This window comes from Pantoea anthophila, assembly GCF_026104315.1.
Taxonomy (GTDB): Bacteria; Pseudomonadota; Gammaproteobacteria; order Enterobacterales; family Enterobacteriaceae; genus Pantoea; species Pantoea anthophila.
The window spans coordinates 723,063-736,788 of record NZ_CP110473.1 but is presented as its reverse complement, the minus strand read 5'-3'; the positions used below and the strand labels follow the sequence as shown (position 1 = coordinate 736,788).

General features: G+C 58.6%; 15 protein-coding genes. 10 read left to right on the top strand and 5 right to left on the bottom strand.

All coding sequences use genetic code 11. The features are described from left to right. Positions 1-47: 47 nt before the first annotated feature. The 3 genes from gshB (at position 48) to ruvX (ending at position 2,062) form a co-directional block, all read left to right on the top strand. Positions 48-992: a glutathione synthase gene (gene gshB / locus OJ965_RS06075; RefSeq protein ID WP_009087139.1), complete on the top strand. Its 945-nt coding sequence runs from the start codon at positions 48-50 to the stop codon at positions 990-992. Between the two features lie 87 nt (positions 993-1,079). Further along, positions 1,080-1,643 carry a YqgE/AlgH family protein gene (locus tag OJ965_RS06070; RefSeq protein ID WP_009087140.1) on the top strand — a complete coding sequence of 188 codons (564 nt, stop codon included), beginning with the start codon at positions 1,080-1,082 and terminating at the stop codon, positions 1,641-1,643. Then, positions 1,643-2,062, top strand: a complete 420-nt coding sequence (ruvX, locus tag OJ965_RS06065) for a Holliday junction resolvase RuvX (protein WP_009087141.1) — start codon at positions 1,643-1,645, stop codon at positions 2,060-2,062. Before OJ965_RS06070 ends, ruvX begins: the two co-directional genes overlap by 1 nt. On the opposite strand, the gene OJ965_RS06060 is transcribed toward ruvX, so the two are convergent. Then, on the bottom strand, positions 2,056-3,060 hold the full coding sequence (locus OJ965_RS06060) for a type IV pilus twitching motility protein PilT (RefSeq protein ID WP_265138298.1): 1,005 nt from the start codon (positions 3,058-3,060) through the stop codon (positions 2,056-2,058). The two genes, ruvX and OJ965_RS06060, sit on opposite strands and share 7 nt — an antisense overlap. A 14-nt stretch (positions 3,061-3,074) precedes the next feature. Between OJ965_RS06060 and OJ965_RS06055 the strand changes: the two genes are divergently transcribed. From OJ965_RS06055 to hemW, 4 genes are read left to right on the top strand one after another with little or no spacing between them, the layout of a single operon-like run. Further along, a complete protein-coding gene (locus OJ965_RS06055) occupies positions 3,075-3,782 on the top strand; it encodes a YggS family pyridoxal phosphate-dependent enzyme (protein WP_009087144.1) in 708 nt (235 codons plus the stop codon). A 12-nt stretch (positions 3,783-3,794) separates the two neighbouring features. After that, the gene (locus OJ965_RS06050) at positions 3,795-4,349 is read left to right on the top strand and encodes a YggT family protein (protein WP_009087146.1); all 555 of its coding nucleotides are present in this window, start codon (positions 3,795-3,797) and stop codon (positions 4,347-4,349) included. Between the two features lie 21 nt (positions 4,350-4,370). Then, complete coding sequence (locus tag OJ965_RS06045) at positions 4,371-4,964, top strand: XTP/dITP diphosphatase (protein ID WP_009087148.1); 594 nt, start codon at positions 4,371-4,373, stop codon at positions 4,962-4,964. Then, entirely contained in the window at positions 4,957-6,096 is a 1,140-nt protein-coding gene (gene hemW, locus OJ965_RS06040) for a radical SAM family heme chaperone HemW (RefSeq protein WP_140029515.1), read from the top strand. Before OJ965_RS06045 ends, hemW begins: the two co-directional genes overlap by 8 nt. 36 nt (positions 6,097-6,132) lie before the next feature. Here hemW and OJ965_RS06035 read toward each other — a convergent pair whose 3' ends face one another. The 3 genes from OJ965_RS06035 to trmB all read right to left on the bottom strand — a co-directional run bounded on the left by OJ965_RS06035 (position 6,133) and on the right by trmB (position 8,033). Beyond that, a complete protein-coding gene (locus OJ965_RS06035) occupies positions 6,133-6,849 on the bottom strand; it encodes a YggN family protein (RefSeq protein WP_009087151.1) in 717 nt (238 codons plus the stop codon). 138 nt (positions 6,850-6,987) lie between these two features. After that, a complete protein-coding gene (locus OJ965_RS06030) occupies positions 6,988-7,314 on the bottom strand; it encodes a YggL family protein (RefSeq protein WP_009087152.1) in 327 nt (108 codons plus the stop codon). Next, complete coding sequence (trmB, locus tag OJ965_RS06025; RefSeq protein ID WP_046102515.1) at positions 7,314-8,033, bottom strand: tRNA (guanosine(46)-N7)-methyltransferase TrmB; 720 nt, start codon at positions 8,031-8,033, stop codon at positions 7,314-7,316. The genes OJ965_RS06030 and trmB overlap by 1 nt, the downstream gene beginning before the upstream one ends. 154 nt (positions 8,034-8,187) lie before the next feature. Here trmB and mutY point away from each other — a divergent pair, with 154 nt between their 5' ends. The 3 genes from mutY to mltC are packed head-to-tail and all read left to right on the top strand — an operon-like array spanning position 8,188 to position 10,678. Continuing rightward, positions 8,188-9,276, top strand: coding sequence for an A/G-specific adenine glycosylase (gene mutY, locus OJ965_RS06020; protein WP_265138292.1), 1,089 nt, complete (start codon positions 8,188-8,190; stop codon positions 9,274-9,276). After that, positions 9,273-9,545, top strand: a complete 273-nt coding sequence (locus tag OJ965_RS06015) for an oxidative damage protection protein (RefSeq protein ID WP_009087157.1) — start codon at positions 9,273-9,275, stop codon at positions 9,543-9,545. The genes mutY and OJ965_RS06015 overlap by 4 nt, the downstream gene beginning before the upstream one ends. Positions 9,546-9,598: 53 nt before the next feature. Beyond that, complete coding sequence (mltC, locus tag OJ965_RS06010) at positions 9,599-10,678, top strand: membrane-bound lytic murein transglycosylase MltC (RefSeq protein WP_009087159.1); 1,080 nt, start codon at positions 9,599-9,601, stop codon at positions 10,676-10,678. A gap of 796 nt (positions 10,679-11,474) precedes the next feature. On the opposite strand, the gene OJ965_RS06005 is transcribed toward mltC, so the two are convergent. Further along, entirely contained in the window at positions 11,475-13,628 is a 2,154-nt protein-coding gene (locus OJ965_RS06005) for an ornithine decarboxylase (RefSeq protein ID WP_046102516.1), read from the bottom strand. Positions 13,629-13,726 lie beyond the last annotated feature (98 nt).

Sequence of the window (13,726 nt, the reverse complement as noted above, 5' to 3'; positions counted from 1 at the left end):
CAGACCGAACCGAACGAGGCGATCAACGCCTTACCGAGGAGATAATAATGATTAAGCTTGGCATCGTGATGGACCCTATTTCGTCCATCAATATTAAAAAAGACTCCAGCTTCGCCATGTTGCTGGAAGCACAGCGCCGTGGTTACGAAATTCACTACATGGAGATGCACGATCTCTCGATGCGCGGTGGCGTCGCCTCTGCCCGCACCCGCCTGCTGAGCGTTGAGCAGAATGCGGATAAGTGGTATCAGTTCGGCAGCGAGCAGGAGATCCCGCTGGCTGACCTGAATGTGATCCTGATGCGTAAAGATCCCCCTTTCGACACCGAGTTCATCTATGCGACCTACATTCTGGAGCGCGCAGAAGAGCTGGGAACGCTGATCGTGAACAAACCGCAGAGCCTGCGTGACTGTAACGAAAAGCTCTACACCGCCTGGTTTGCGGAGTTCACGCCTGAGACCCTGGTGACCCGCCGCAAAGAGCAGCTGCGCGCGTTCTGGCAGGAGCACGGCGACATCATCATGAAACCGCTGGATGGCATGGGCGGCGCCTCTATCTTCCGCGTGAAGCAGGACGATCCTAACTTTGGCGTCATCACGGAAACCCTGACCGAGCACGAAAGCCGCTTCTGCATGGCGCAGAACTATATCCCGGCTATCAAAGAGGGTGACAAGCGTGTGCTGGTCGTGGATGGCGAGCCGGTTCCTTACTGCCTGGCGCGTATCCCGCAGGGCGGTGAAACGCGCGGCAATCTCGCCGCCGGTGGGCGCGGTGAAGCCCGTCCACTGAGCGAAAGCGACTGGGAAATTGCGCGCCGTGTTGGCCCGACGCTGAAAGCAAAAGGACTGATTTTTGTCGGTCTCGACATCATCGGTGATAAACTGACTGAAGTTAACGTGACCAGCCCGACCTGCATTCGTGAAATTGAGGCTGCGTTCCCGATCTCCATCACCGGCATGTTGATGGATGCCATTGAGAAACGCCTGGGCTGAGCAAGACGCCGGGGCGAGGCTCCGTGATCAACCCAATACCGGTGCGGCCGTCGCGTGCCGGTTATTTTTTTGGTACATCGTGTGAGAATGAATTTACAACATCACTTTTTGATTGCCATGCCTTCATTGCAGGACCCTTTCTTCAAGCGTTCCGTGGTCTATCTCTGCGAACATAACGAAGAAGGTGCAATGGGACTGATCATCAATAAACCCATGGAAAACCTGACGGTTGAAGGCATTCTGAAGAAGCTGAAAATCTCTGCTGACGATCGCGACCCGGCCATCAGGCTGGATAAGCCGGTTTTCACCGGTGGCCCGCTGGCGGAAGATCGCGGCTTTATTCTGCACTCAGCGCAACGGACTTTTACTTCCAGCATTCGTGTCTCCGACAACACCGTCATCACCACATCCCGTGACGTGCTGGAGTCGATTGGCACCGCCTCTCAGCCCACAAATGTGCTGGTGGCGCTGGGGTACTGCGCCTGGGAAAAAGATCAGCTGGAAAATGAGCTGATGGAAAATGCCTGGCTCACGACCCCTGCCAACAGCAATATCCTGTTCCAGACGCCTATCGCAGAGCGCTGGCGCGAAGCGGCGCGCAGCATCGGCGTCGATATTCACAACATGGCCAGCGACGCCGGACACGCCTGATGTCAACGCAAACACTGTTAGGTTTCGACTTCGGCACCAAAAGCATTGGTGTCGCCGTCGGTCAGCAACTCACCGGCAGCGCCCGTCCCCTGGCGGCGCTGAAAGCCCAGGATGGTACGCCAGACTGGCTGCTCATTGAAAAGCTGCTGAAAGAGTGGCAGCCCGATTTCGTGGTGGTGGGTTTACCCCTCAATATGGATGGCACTGAACAGCCCTTAACGGCCCGGGCACGAAAATTTGCCAATCGCCTGCACGGTCGGTTTGGCATCCGGGTCGAGCTGCAGGATGAGCGCCTCAGCACCGTCGAAGCGCGTGCGGGTCTCTTCGAACGTGGCGGTTACCGTGCGCTCAGTAAAGGGTCGGTGGATTCACAGTCGGCCGCCATCATTTTGCAGGACTGGTTCGAGAACCACTACTGACCTGACGCGATCAGTCCGGCAGCTTCACGTGCCAGCCTGCTCTGCTCAAAGGTTTGCATACCGGCCTGTGCGCCAGTCTGCAACAGAGCAGGGATCTGGTGCATCTTGCCCTCACGAATCAGATGAGTGATGCCCGGTGTCGCAACCAGGATCTCGAACAGCCCGATGCGCGATCCGCCAACGGAAGACACCAGCCGCTGCGCAATGACCGCTTTCAGGCTGCCCGCCAGCTGCGTTCGCACCAGCGCTTTCTCCTCCGCCGGAAAGACATCCACCAGCCTGTCCACCGCCTGCGCTGCGCCGCGGGTGTGAAGGGTTGCCAGCACCAGATGCCCCGTTTCCGCCGCCGTCAGCGCCTGACGGATGGTGTCGCTGTCGCGCAGCTCGCCCAGCAGAATCACGTCGGGATCTTCCCGCAGCGCCGCTCTGATGCCCAGTGAGAAAGAGGGGCAGTGCAGGCCGATTTCACGCTGCTGTATCAGCGACTGCTGGCTGTGGTGGATAAATTCAATGGGATCTTCCAGCGTGATGATATGGCGCGCCTGCTGGCGATTCAGCGCATCCACCAGCGCCGCCAGCGTGGTGGATTTGCCGCTTCCGGTCGCCCCGGTGACCAGAATCAATCCATCCTGCTGCTCCAGCAGCGTCGGCACCACGGCGGGAAGCTGCAGGCTCTCCAGCGTGGGACAGACCGCAAAGATAAGGCGCAGCGCCAGCGACAGGCCGTTGCGCTGCATAAACAGACTGGCGCGCAGACGCTGACCGTCGGCGAGGCTCAGGGCGAAATCGATCTGCCCGTCACGCGCCAGCTGCTGGCGCTGGGCTTCACTGAGCCAGCGGGCCATAAACTCCGTCATCCAGGCGGCCGAGAGCGGGCTCTGCTGCGGAATCGCCTCCAGCCTCCCCTGCCGCCGCCAGTAGGGCAAATGTCCGCTGCAAAGGTGCAGATCGGCCGCATTATGCTTTACACTAAGCGCCACCATTTCATCCAGATTCATAATGTCTCCTGACTATGACCTCAATCCAGCACAACCTACAGCAAGTCCGGCAGCGCATTGCGGCCGCTGCCGCGCGTTGCGGCCGCGCACCAGAAGAAATTACCCTGCTTGCCGTCAGTAAAACCAAACCTGCGAGCGCGGTCGAAGAAGCCTTTACCGCGGGTCAGATTGCCTTTGGCGAAAATTACGTGCAGGAAGGGGTTGAAAAGGTTCAGGCGCTGGCCGCACATCCGGAACTGGAGTGGCACTTCATCGGTCCGTTGCAGTCCAATAAAAGCCGACTGGTGGCGGAAAATTTTGCCTGGTGCCACACCCTTGACCGTCTGCGCATTGCCCAGCGGCTCAACGATCAGCGTCCCGCCTCACTGCCACCGCTGAATGTGTTAATTCAGGTAAATATCAGTGACGAGACGAGTAAATCTGGCATCATGCTGGAGGCCGTTTCCGGGCTGGCAGAGGCGATAGCGGCCCTGCCGCAGCTGCGACTGCGGGGATTAATGGCGATTCCGGCGGCGGAGAGTGACTACACGAAGCAGCTGGCGGTGTGTCAGCAGATGGCGGAAGCATTCCGTCAGCTGCAGCAGCACTATCCGCATATTGATACGCTTTCGCTGGGAATGAGCGATGACATGGAGGCGGCCATCGCCGCAGGCAGTACGATGGTGCGCATCGGCACCGCCATTTTTGGCGCACGCGATTATGCGCACAACTCACAACAATAACAGAGGAACTTCATGTTAACACTGACGTTTTTAGTAAAAACGCTGATCGATCTCTACGTCATGGTGCTGCTGCTGCGCATCTGGATGCAGTGGTCACGCTGCGATTTTTATAATCCCGTGGCGCAGTTCGTCGTCAAAGTCACGCAGCCGATTGTTAAGCCGCTGCGCCGCATCATTCCGGCACTGGGGCCGATTGATACCGCCTCGCTGCTGCTGGCCTTTGTCCTGACCACGCTGAAATACCCGATTTTACTGCTGATTCAGGTGGGCGTGTTCTCGGTTGATCCGACCAACCTGCTGGTCGGCCTGCTGTCGCTGATTAAATCGGCCGGTTATCTGGTCTTCTGGGTGATCATCATTCGCTCACTGATGAGCTGGATCAGCCAGGGTCGCGGCCCGGTCGACTACCTGCTGGTGCAGCTGACCGAACCGATGATGGCACCGATTCGCCGTATTCTGCCTGCCATGGGCGGTATCGATTTCTCCGCGATGATCGTCATTCTGGTGCTGTATGCCCTGAACTTTCTCGGCATGGACCTGTTCCCGGGTCTCTGGTACCTGCTGTAAATGAATCAAACTGGAACTGTTATGCAAAAAGTTGTGCTCGCCACCGGTAATCCCGGCAAAGTGCGTGAACTGGCGGAGCTGCTCTCCGCCTTTGGTCTGGATATCGTCGCTCAGAGTGACCTGGGGGTTGAGTCGGCGGAAGAGACCGGCCTGACCTTTATCGAGAATGCCATTCTCAAAGCGCGTCACGCGGCGCAGATCACCGGACTGCCGGCGATTGCCGACGACTCCGGCCTAGCCGTGGATGCGCTGGGTGGCGCGCCTGGTATCTATTCGGCGCGTTACGCCGGAGAAGATGCCAGCGATCAGCAGAATCTGGAGAAGCTGCTGCAGGCGCTGGAAAACGTGCCGGACGGCCAGCGTCAGGCGCAGTTTCACTGCGTGCTGGTCTATCTGCGTCATGCGGACGATCCTACGCCGCTGGTGTTCCACGGCAGCTGGGAGGGGGAAATTACCCGTTCCGCTGCGGGTGCCGGTGGCTTTGGATATGACCCGATTTTCTCTGTTCCGGCGCTGGGTAAAACGGCCGCTGAACTGAGCAAAGCGGAAAAAGGTGCCGTTTCTCACCGGGGTAAAGCATTGACGCTGCTGCTGGAAGCGATGCGTAATGCCTAATCTGCCGCCGTTAAGTCTCTATATCCATATTCCGTGGTGCGTTCAGAAGTGTCCCTACTGCGATTTTAACTCCCATGCGCTGAAGGATGAGGTGCCGCACGTTGAATACGTGCAGCACCTGCTGCGCGATCTGGAGATCGATTTACCGCTGATTCATGGCCGCGAAGTGCGCACCATCTTCATTGGTGGCGGCACACCCAGCCTGCTGAGCAGCAGCGCGATGCAGATGCTGATGGATGGGGTGCGGGCGCGTCTGACGCTGGCTCCCGATGCGGAGGTGACCATGGAGGCCAACCCGGGCACCGTGGAAGCCGATCGCTTCAGCGCCTATCAGCGCGCCGGCATTAACCGTATTTCGATTGGGGTTCAGAGTTTCAGTCCGCAGAAGCTGCAGCGCCTTGGCCGTATTCACGGGCCTGACGAGGCGACCCGTGCCGCCCGGCTGGCACAGTCGCTGTCACTGCGCAGCTTCAACCTCGACCTGATGCACGGCCTGCCGGACCAGTCGCTGGAAGAGGCGCTCGACGATTTACGTCAGGCGATTGCGCTCAATCCGCCGCACCTCTCCTGGTATCAGCTGACCATCGAACCCAACACCCTGTTTGGTTCCCGTCCGCCGGTGCTGCCGGATGATGATGCGCTGTGGGATATTTTCGAACAGGGCGATCAGCTGCTGCGGGAGGCCGGTTATCAGCAGTATGAAACCTCCGCCTACGCGAAGCCGGGTTATCGCTGTGAGCACAACCTTAACTACTGGCGTTTCGGCGACTATCTGGGGATCGGCTGTGGCGCACACGGCAAGCTGACGCAACCGGATGGGCGCATTGTACGCACGGTGAAAACCCGTCATCCGCGTGGATTCATGCAGGGAAATTACCGCGAGAAGCAGTATGAGGTGGCCGACAGCGACAAGCCGTTTGAATATTTCATGAACCGCTTTCGCCTGTTGGAAGCAGCACCGCGCGACGAGTTCAGCCGCTACACCGGTCTGTCAGAGCAGGCGATCCGTCCGCAGATGGATGCCGCGATCGCCGCAGGTTATGTGACGGAAACGGCGGATCAGTGGCAGATTACAGAGAAAGGAAAACTGTTTCTGAATTCGCTGCTGGAGCTGTTTCTGGCGGAAGAGTAACAAAGGCGCCTCAGCCCGGCAGGCTGAGGCGTGATACTATTTTTTCAGGGCGCCCGTAAGCTGCTTACGCTGATCTTCCAGCGAAATGACGCGATTACAGACCTCGTGACCGAAGTTCTGGAAATCCTGCTCCTGCTTGCTCCACTCAGCCTGAATCGACTGCTGCAGACCGCCAAGATTTCCCATAATCGCCTGCAGCGGATTGCTGCCGCCACTGCCCTGCTTACTGCCCATCTCATTCAGGCTATCCTGCATGACGCCGCCCAGCGTCGACTGAACCAGCCGCTCCCCTTCCGCGCGCACCTTATCGATCGCCTGATGGTGGAACGTCAGCCCGTCGTCACGGTGCTCGATGATGCGGTTCATCTGCTGTTTCAGCTGGCCATTCAGCGTGCTCAGGCGATTGCGGACGTTGCTGTCGGTGCCCAGTTTCTCCACGATCACCCGATCCAGTGCCGCACGTCCTTTCTCCAGACGTGAGGTCGCCCCGCTGTCAATCCACGGCAGATCGCGACGCAGCGCGTTCTGGTAATCGATCGCTTTCTGGCGTTCCGCTGTGCTCAGCGACACCTTCTGCCCGTTGAACTGCACGTCGCCCTGCGGCGAGATCTCAAGATTGCCGTTGGCACCGACCACCTGCACGCTCTGCGGCTTAATCACCACATCATCCTGCGGCTTAACGCTGCATTCATAGGCTGCCTGAGCCTGGGTCGCTGCTGCCAGCAGCACAGCAAGAAGCGCTTTACGCATCATATCTACTCCCTAACATCTGGTGCGGAACCGTTCAGCGATCGGGCCTCAGCCCGACACCGTGTTTCTTAAAACCGGGCCGGCGGCCTGGCGTTCTGCCCCATCCGGGATGGCAGACCAGCAGCCTGACCGACCTGACCTTTAGTCCCACCAGACGTCGAAGAGTTCCGTCATCTGCACATCCTGCAGCTTGTGATCTTCCAGCCATTTGCGGACCAGAGCGCGATGCTCCTCGGTGCATTTGCCGGTTTTCTGCAGGCAGACCAGACCTTCCCACACCAGGTAACCGCTGCCATCAAAAGCCAGACCGTTAGGATCGATCGCTTCGTTGATGAACTGGTTGAGCGTCTCATCAATTTCACTTTCGCTGGTGCCTTCCGGGAAGCGCCAGGCAACCGAGAACCCCAGTTCCTGAAACTCATCAATGTGCAGTTTTTTGCGTAAACGGCGGCTGCGTTGTGTGGCCATTATTTCACCCTCTCAAACATTAAATCCCATACGCCGTGGCCTAAACGCTGCCCGCGCTGCTCAAACTTGGTCAGTGGACGCGTCTCAGGACGCGGCACATAATTCTGTTGTTCTGACTGGTTGCGGTAACCATCAATGCTGTTCATCACTTCCAGCATATGCTCCGCGTAGGCTTCCCAGTCGGTCGCCATGTGGAAAACGCCGCCCAGCTTCAGTTTACGCATTACCAGTTCGGCGAAAGGCACCTGGACGATACGGCGTTTGTTATGACGCGCTTTGTGCCACGGATCGGGGAAAAAGAGCTGAACCATGCGCAGCGAGTTATCCGGGATCATCTTCTCCAGCACTTCCACCGCGTCATGACACATCACCCGCAGGTTCTGTACATCCGCCTCTTTCGCGGCGGCCAGACAGGCTCCCACGCCTGGCGCATGCACTTCAATACCCAGGAAGTTCTGATGCGGCGTGTTCTGCGCCATGGTGACCAGCGACGCGCCCATACCAAAGCCAATCTCCAGCGTCACCGGTGCCTCGCGGCCAAACAGCGCGACTAAATCGATCGGCTCCGGCTGATATTCCACCCCCATGACCGGCCACAGGGTGTCCAGCGCCTGCTGCTGGCCTTTGGTTAAGCGACCCTGGCGGCGCACAAAGCTGCGGATCCGGCGCAATGGCCGCCCGTTCTCATCAAATTCTGGGGTGATGACGTCATTAATCATGTAAAAGCCTGCTGGTTAGCCTGTTCCGGGAAACGGGCATTATGCAAAGTTCATAAGCAGAAGCAAGCCTTTGCAATCTTCCGGTTTACACCCAGGTGCGCATGTGCTGGAATTCCTGCCTGAGTGTAGAGTAAACACGGAAATTTTCCTTCTTATGATGCAAGCGCCGCAGTTCGCGCAACAGGTGCTGGACTGGTATCAGCGCTTTGGCCGCAAAACCCTGCCCTGGCAGCTGGAGAAAACGCCTTACAAGGTGTGGCTGTCTGAAGTGATGTTACAGCAGACCCAGGTTGCCACGGTTATTCCCTACTTCGAACGCTTTATGGCGCGCTTCCCCACGGTCAGCGATCTGGCGGCGGCACCGCTGGATGAGGTTCTGCATCTCTGGACCGGCCTCGGCTACTACGCCCGTGCGCGTAACCTGCACAAGGCGGCAAAACAGATTGTCGATGTTCATCAGGGCGAGTTCCCTGCGAATTTCGATGATGTCTCTGCCCTGCCCGGCGTAGGCCGCTCGACGGCGGGGGCGATCCTGTCGCTGTCACTGGGACAGCACTTCCCGATTCTGGATGGCAACGTCAAGCGCGTGCTGGCCCGCTGTTATGCCGTCAGCGGCTGGCCGGGCAAAAAAGAGGTCGAGAAGCGGCTCTGGCAGATCAGTGAAGAGGTCACCCCCGCTGAGGGCGTCAGCCAGTTTAACCAGGCGATGATGGATCTGGGCGCGCTGGTCTGCACCCGCTCGAAACCGAAGTGTGAAATCTGCCCGCTGAACAGCGGCTGTGAAGCCTATGCCAGCAGCAGCTGGGCCAGCTATCCCGGTAAGAAGCCTAAACAGGTGCTGCCGGAGCGCAGCGGCTGGTTCCTGATGATTCAGGATGGCGATGATGTCTGGCTGGAGCAGCGTCCCCCCGTGGGTTTATGGGGAGGGCTGTTCTGCTTCCCGCAATTCACCACCGAAGCGGCGCTGAACGACTGGCTGGCGGCGCGCGGCATCCACGCCAGACCGCAGCAGATGACGGCCTTTCGTCACACCTTCAGCCATTTCCATCTCGATATTGTGCCAATGTGGCTGGCATGGCCTTCTGTCGGGGCGGCGATGGATGAAGCAGACGGTCTCTGGTATAACTTAGCGCTGCCACCATCTGTGGGATTAGCTGCACCCGTTGAGCGCCTGCTGCACGAGCTGCGCCATCCCCGACAACTGGCTTTGGACAGTTGTGAGATTAATGAGGAAGAAGAATGAGCCGCACCATCTTTTGTACGTTTTTACAGCGCGACGCGGAAGGACAGGATTTTCAGCTCTATCCGGGCGATTTGGGTAAGCGCATTTACAACGAGATTTCGAAAGAAGCCTGGCAGAAGTGGATGGCGAAGCAGACCATGTTGATCAACGAGAAGAAGCTCAACATGATGAATCCTGAGGATCGTAAAGTCCTGGAGAAGGAGATGGTCAACTTTCTGTTCGAAGGCAAAGACGTTCACATCGAAGGCTATACACCGCCAGAAGCGTAAATTTTCGGGCCTCATCGCTGGGGCCGGTTATCCAGGTCAGGCTTGCATTCCCAATGAATAAAAAATTAATCGCCCTGCTGGTGATAGCACCACTTTTGGTTTCCTGTTCCGGGTCGAAAAAACAGCAGTTCCACGAAGAGTGGGTAAAAGACACTAACGGCTTTGATATTCTGATGGGGCAGTTTGCTCACAATATTGAGAATATCTGGGGTATCAATGAGGTCCTGATCGCCGGACCCAAAGATTACGTCAAATACAGCGACAACTATTACACCCGCAGCCACATCAACTTTGAAAGCGGTAAGCTGACTATCGAGACGATTTCGGGCACCGATCCCATGGCCAGCCTGCGTCAGGCGATCGTGACCACCCTGCTGATTGGCGACGATCCGGGGAATGTCGATCTCTACTCCGATGCCAACGATATCGTGATCAGTAAAGAGCCACTGCTCTATGGTCAGGTGCTGGATAACACCGGGCAGCCGATCCGCTGGCAGGGCCGCGCTGAAGCCTTTGCTGACTATCTGATCCAGCACAAACTGCAGCGCCGCACGTCGGGTCTGCATGTGATTTACACCATTACAATTCCGATGGTGCCGAACCACCTGGATAAGCGTGCACACAAATACCTGCCGATGGTGCGCAAAGCCGCCGAACAGTATGGTGTGGATGCGTCACTGATTCTGGCGATTATGCAGACCGAATCGAGCTTTAACCCCTACGCCGTGAGCCACTCCGATGCACTGGGCCTGATGCAGGTGGTGCAGCACACCGCCGGTGTTGACGTGTTCCGCATGAAGGGGAAATGGGGCAAGCCAAGCCGCAGCTATCTGCTGGACCCGGAGAACAATATCGATGCGGGCACCGCCTATCTGTCGCTGTTGCAGCGCAGCTATCTGGGCGGCATTCAGGATCCGCTGTCCCGCCGCTATGCGGTGATCACCGCCTACAACGGTGGTGCAGGCAGCGTTCTGCGCGTCTTCTCCAGCGATAAAGATCGGGCATTCGCGATGATTAACGACCTGCCGCCGAACAGGGTCTATCAGATCCTGACCAGCCAGCATCCGTCGGCGGAGTCGCGCCGTTATCTGTATAAGGTGAGTACCGCACAGCGGAGTTATCGGGGGTTCTGATTGGATCCGGGGGTGTTCGCTGCGCGAGCGGGCTATGAGAAGGTTTCGTTCGCCCAACGGGTTGGGCAGTTTCAGTTTCGCCTCTGCAGGCGACCGACAAGGGGGCGCCAGTCGCCGCGCCCCCTTGACCCCGGGCTCCGGCCTGCCTCACCGCCGCTTCGCGGTCCCTTCGCTTCTTCCGGATTTCTCACGGACCGGCAGGACGCGCCATCCCTGGCGCGACCCTGCCTCTTCGCGACATCCCTGTCGCTCGTCCTGAAATCCCTCATCCGCTCAGCGGCTCAGACGGCCTCCCTCCCCCGCTGTTAACTTTTCTATCTATCTGGCTCTCATATCGCGGTGCGTTTAGGGGACTGCTTTAGCCTTCAGGCCAGCAGACGATGCTTCACATCAGAAAATAGAAGATATCAAAGGCGGGGGTGTGGGAGAGGCATCCGGCGCGCTGAGGAGCAACCGGAGGCCAGGATGAGCCGACAGGACGTCGGCGAAAGGACGGCACGAGCCAGGGATGGCGAGTCCGGACGGTCCGTCGGCCGCAGGGCGGGACGAAGGTACCCCGCAACGCGGGGCGCAAAGGCTGCCGGACGCCGGGATTGTTAAGGGGCGGGCGTCCGCCCCTTGACGCGTCCGCCTGCACGGGCAGGCTGAAACTCCCTCACGCCTGGCGGGCGAAACCTTCTCAGAGCCAGCCCACCGCCAGGTAATAACTCCCTCACGCCTGGCGGGCGAAACCTTCTCAGAGCCAGCCCACCGCCTGGCAGGCGAAAGAATCTCATCGCCCCTTCGCGCAGCGAAACTACCCCCTCACCATCATATTGGCCACCAGATACTTACGTCCCTGCTCATCCTCTTCGGTGTAAACGCCCTGCAGCTCTGGCGAGAAGCCTGGCAGCAGGTTCAGCCCCTCTTCCAGGGCCAGGAAATAGCGCTGCACCGCGCCGCCCCAGATCTCTCCCGGCACCACGCAGAGCACACCCGGCGGATAAGGGAGTGCGCCCTCGGCGGCAATCCGTCCTGCGGCCTCGGCTATCGGCACCAGCTCGACCTCACCGCGAATATACGCCTGATGGGCATCCTGCGGATTCACCCTGACCGGCGGGAACTCCGCGGCGCGGAACATCAGACGCTGCAGATCCTTCACGTTGTGACTGACGTAAAGATCGTGCATCTCCTGACAGAGGCGACGCAGAGTGTAACCGGCATAGCGTTGCGCATTTTTACGGTAGATCGTCGGCAGCACTTCGGCCAGCGGCGCATCATCCCTGACGTGCTGCTCGAACTGCGCCAGCATCGCCACCAGATTCGCCATCTTCTCCGGGCTCTCTGCTGGCGTCAGCAGGAACAGGATCGAGTTGAGGTCGCACTTCTCCGGCACAATGCCGTTTTCGCGCAGATAGTTCGCCAGAATCGTGGCCGGGATCCCAAAATCACTGTACTCCCCGCTGGCGGCATCGATCCCCGGCGTAGTCAGCAGCAGCTTGCAGGGATCGACCCGATACTGATCGCGCGCATAACCGGCAAAACCGTGCCACTTTTCCTGTGGTTCGAAGCTGAAGTAGCGCAGATCGCGGGCGATCGTCTCCGTGGGCGCATCCTGCCAGCGCTGCCCGGCCACGCGCTCCGGCACAAATGGCAGGATCATTTCGCAACGCTCCAGGATCGCTTTACGCGCATCGATCCCCAGCGTGACGCACTCATCCCACAGGCGACGCCCCGCCTCGCCCTGATGCATCCGGGCGTTAATATCCAGCGCGGCAAACAGCGGATAAAACGGACTGGTTGAGGCGTGCAGCATAAAGGCGTTATTCAGCCGTTTGTGCGGGCAGAAGCGGCGCTGTCCGCGAATGTGATTATCTTTTTTGTGGATCTGCGAGGTCTGTGAAAAACCCGCCAGCTGCTTATGTACCGACTGCGTGACAAAAATGCCGGGATCGTTCTCGTTCAGTTCTAACGTCAGCGGCGAGCAGCCTTCCATCAGCGGGATAAACTGCTCATAGCCGAGCCATGCGGAATCAAACAGGATGTAATCACACAGATGACCGATGCGATCCACCACCTGACGCGCGTTGTAGACCGTGCCGTCGTAGGTGCCCAGCTGGATGATCGCCAGACGGAAAGGCCGCGCCTCTTCTGCGCGCTGGGGCGCAACCGCCGCGATCTGCTCGCGCAGATAGGCCTCATCAAAGCAGTGCGCATCAATGCCGCCAATAAAGCCGAAAGGATTGCGTGCCGCCTCCAGATAAACCGGCGTGGCCCCCGCCTGGATCAGCGCGCCATGGTGGTTCGACTTATGGTTGTTGCGATCAAACAGCACCAGATCGCCCCGGGTCAGCAGCGCATTGGTCACCACTTTATTGGCGCTTGAGGTGCCGTTGAGCACAAAGTAGGTTTTGTCGGCGTTAAATACCTTTGCCGCATACTTTTGTGCATCTTTAGCCGATCCTTCGTGGATCAGCAGATCGCCCAGTTTAACGTCGGCATTGCACATATCCGAGCGGAAAACATTTTCGCCATAGAAGTCATAGAACTGTTTACCCGCCGGATGTTTCCTGAAGAACGCGCCGCCCTGATGACCGGGGCAGGCAAAGGTACTGTTCTGCATATCAACATAGCGGGAGAGCGTCTCAAAAAAGGGCGGCAGCAGCGCCGCTTCATAGGCCTGCGCGGCCGCCTCCAGCGCAATCCACTCCTGCGGATCGCCATTCAGCTCCCCGCTGACGCCGGGCAGGTGCATCACCTCCTCTTCAAAGGCGTTGGCGACAAATACCGGCAGGTCGAATCCGGTATGACGCAGCAGTGTCAGTATGCCGCTGCGGGTATCCGCCAGCGAGACGACAACCGCCGCGACATCGGTAAAGTCGGTGTTATCCAGCGTCACCACGTCGCGCGCGGTGTTCAGAGTCAGACTGGGCGCCACAGCGGCGCTGGCAGCAATTTTCAGTGGAGTCATAAAGCGTCCCTAACGGCAGGGAGGACGTGCCCGTGGCACAATCATGGGGACAGCGCCCCGGCGAAGAATGTCAGTGAAAACCGTCAGAAGGCATTGTG

What these genes read in the sequence shown, in the direction of transcription:
- mltC (WP_009087159.1), top strand. Translation starts at nt 9,599, where the DNA reads ATGAATAAAAAATTAATCGCCCTGCTGGTGATAGCACCACTTTTGGTT.
- mutY (WP_265138292.1), top strand. Translation starts at nt 8,188, where the DNA reads ATGATGCAAGCGCCGCAGTTCGCGCAACAGGTGCTGGACTGGTATCAG.
- OJ965_RS06070 (WP_009087140.1), top strand. Translation starts at nt 1,080, where the DNA reads ATGAATTTACAACATCACTTTTTGATTGCCATGCCTTCATTGCAGGAC.
- OJ965_RS06055 (WP_009087144.1), top strand. Translation starts at nt 3,075, where the DNA reads ATGACCTCAATCCAGCACAACCTACAGCAAGTCCGGCAGCGCATTGCG.
- OJ965_RS06050 (WP_009087146.1), top strand. Translation starts at nt 3,795, where the DNA reads ATGTTAACACTGACGTTTTTAGTAAAAACGCTGATCGATCTCTACGTC.
- OJ965_RS06060 (WP_265138298.1), bottom strand. Translation starts at nt 3,060, where the DNA reads ATGAATCTGGATGAAATGGTGGCGCTTAGTGTAAAGCATAATGCGGCC.
- OJ965_RS06045 (WP_009087148.1), top strand. Translation starts at nt 4,371, where the DNA reads ATGCAAAAAGTTGTGCTCGCCACCGGTAATCCCGGCAAAGTGCGTGAA.
- OJ965_RS06030 (WP_009087152.1), bottom strand. Translation starts at nt 7,314, where the DNA reads ATGGCCACACAACGCAGCCGCCGTTTACGCAAAAAACTGCACATTGAT.
- OJ965_RS06015 (WP_009087157.1), top strand. Translation starts at nt 9,273, where the DNA reads ATGAGCCGCACCATCTTTTGTACGTTTTTACAGCGCGACGCGGAAGGA.
- OJ965_RS06005 (WP_046102516.1), bottom strand. Translation starts at nt 13,628, where the DNA reads ATGACTCCACTGAAAATTGCTGCCAGCGCCGCTGTGGCGCCCAGTCTG.
- ruvX (WP_009087141.1), top strand. Translation starts at nt 1,643, where the DNA reads ATGTCAACGCAAACACTGTTAGGTTTCGACTTCGGCACCAAAAGCATT.
- OJ965_RS06035 (WP_009087151.1), bottom strand. Translation starts at nt 6,849, where the DNA reads ATGATGCGTAAAGCGCTTCTTGCTGTGCTGCTGGCAGCAGCGACCCAG.
- trmB (WP_046102515.1), bottom strand. Translation starts at nt 8,033, where the DNA reads ATGATTAATGACGTCATCACCCCAGAATTTGATGAGAACGGGCGGCCA.
- hemW (WP_140029515.1), top strand. Translation starts at nt 4,957, where the DNA reads ATGCCTAATCTGCCGCCGTTAAGTCTCTATATCCATATTCCGTGGTGC.
- gshB (WP_009087139.1), top strand. Translation starts at nt 48, where the DNA reads ATGATTAAGCTTGGCATCGTGATGGACCCTATTTCGTCCATCAATATT.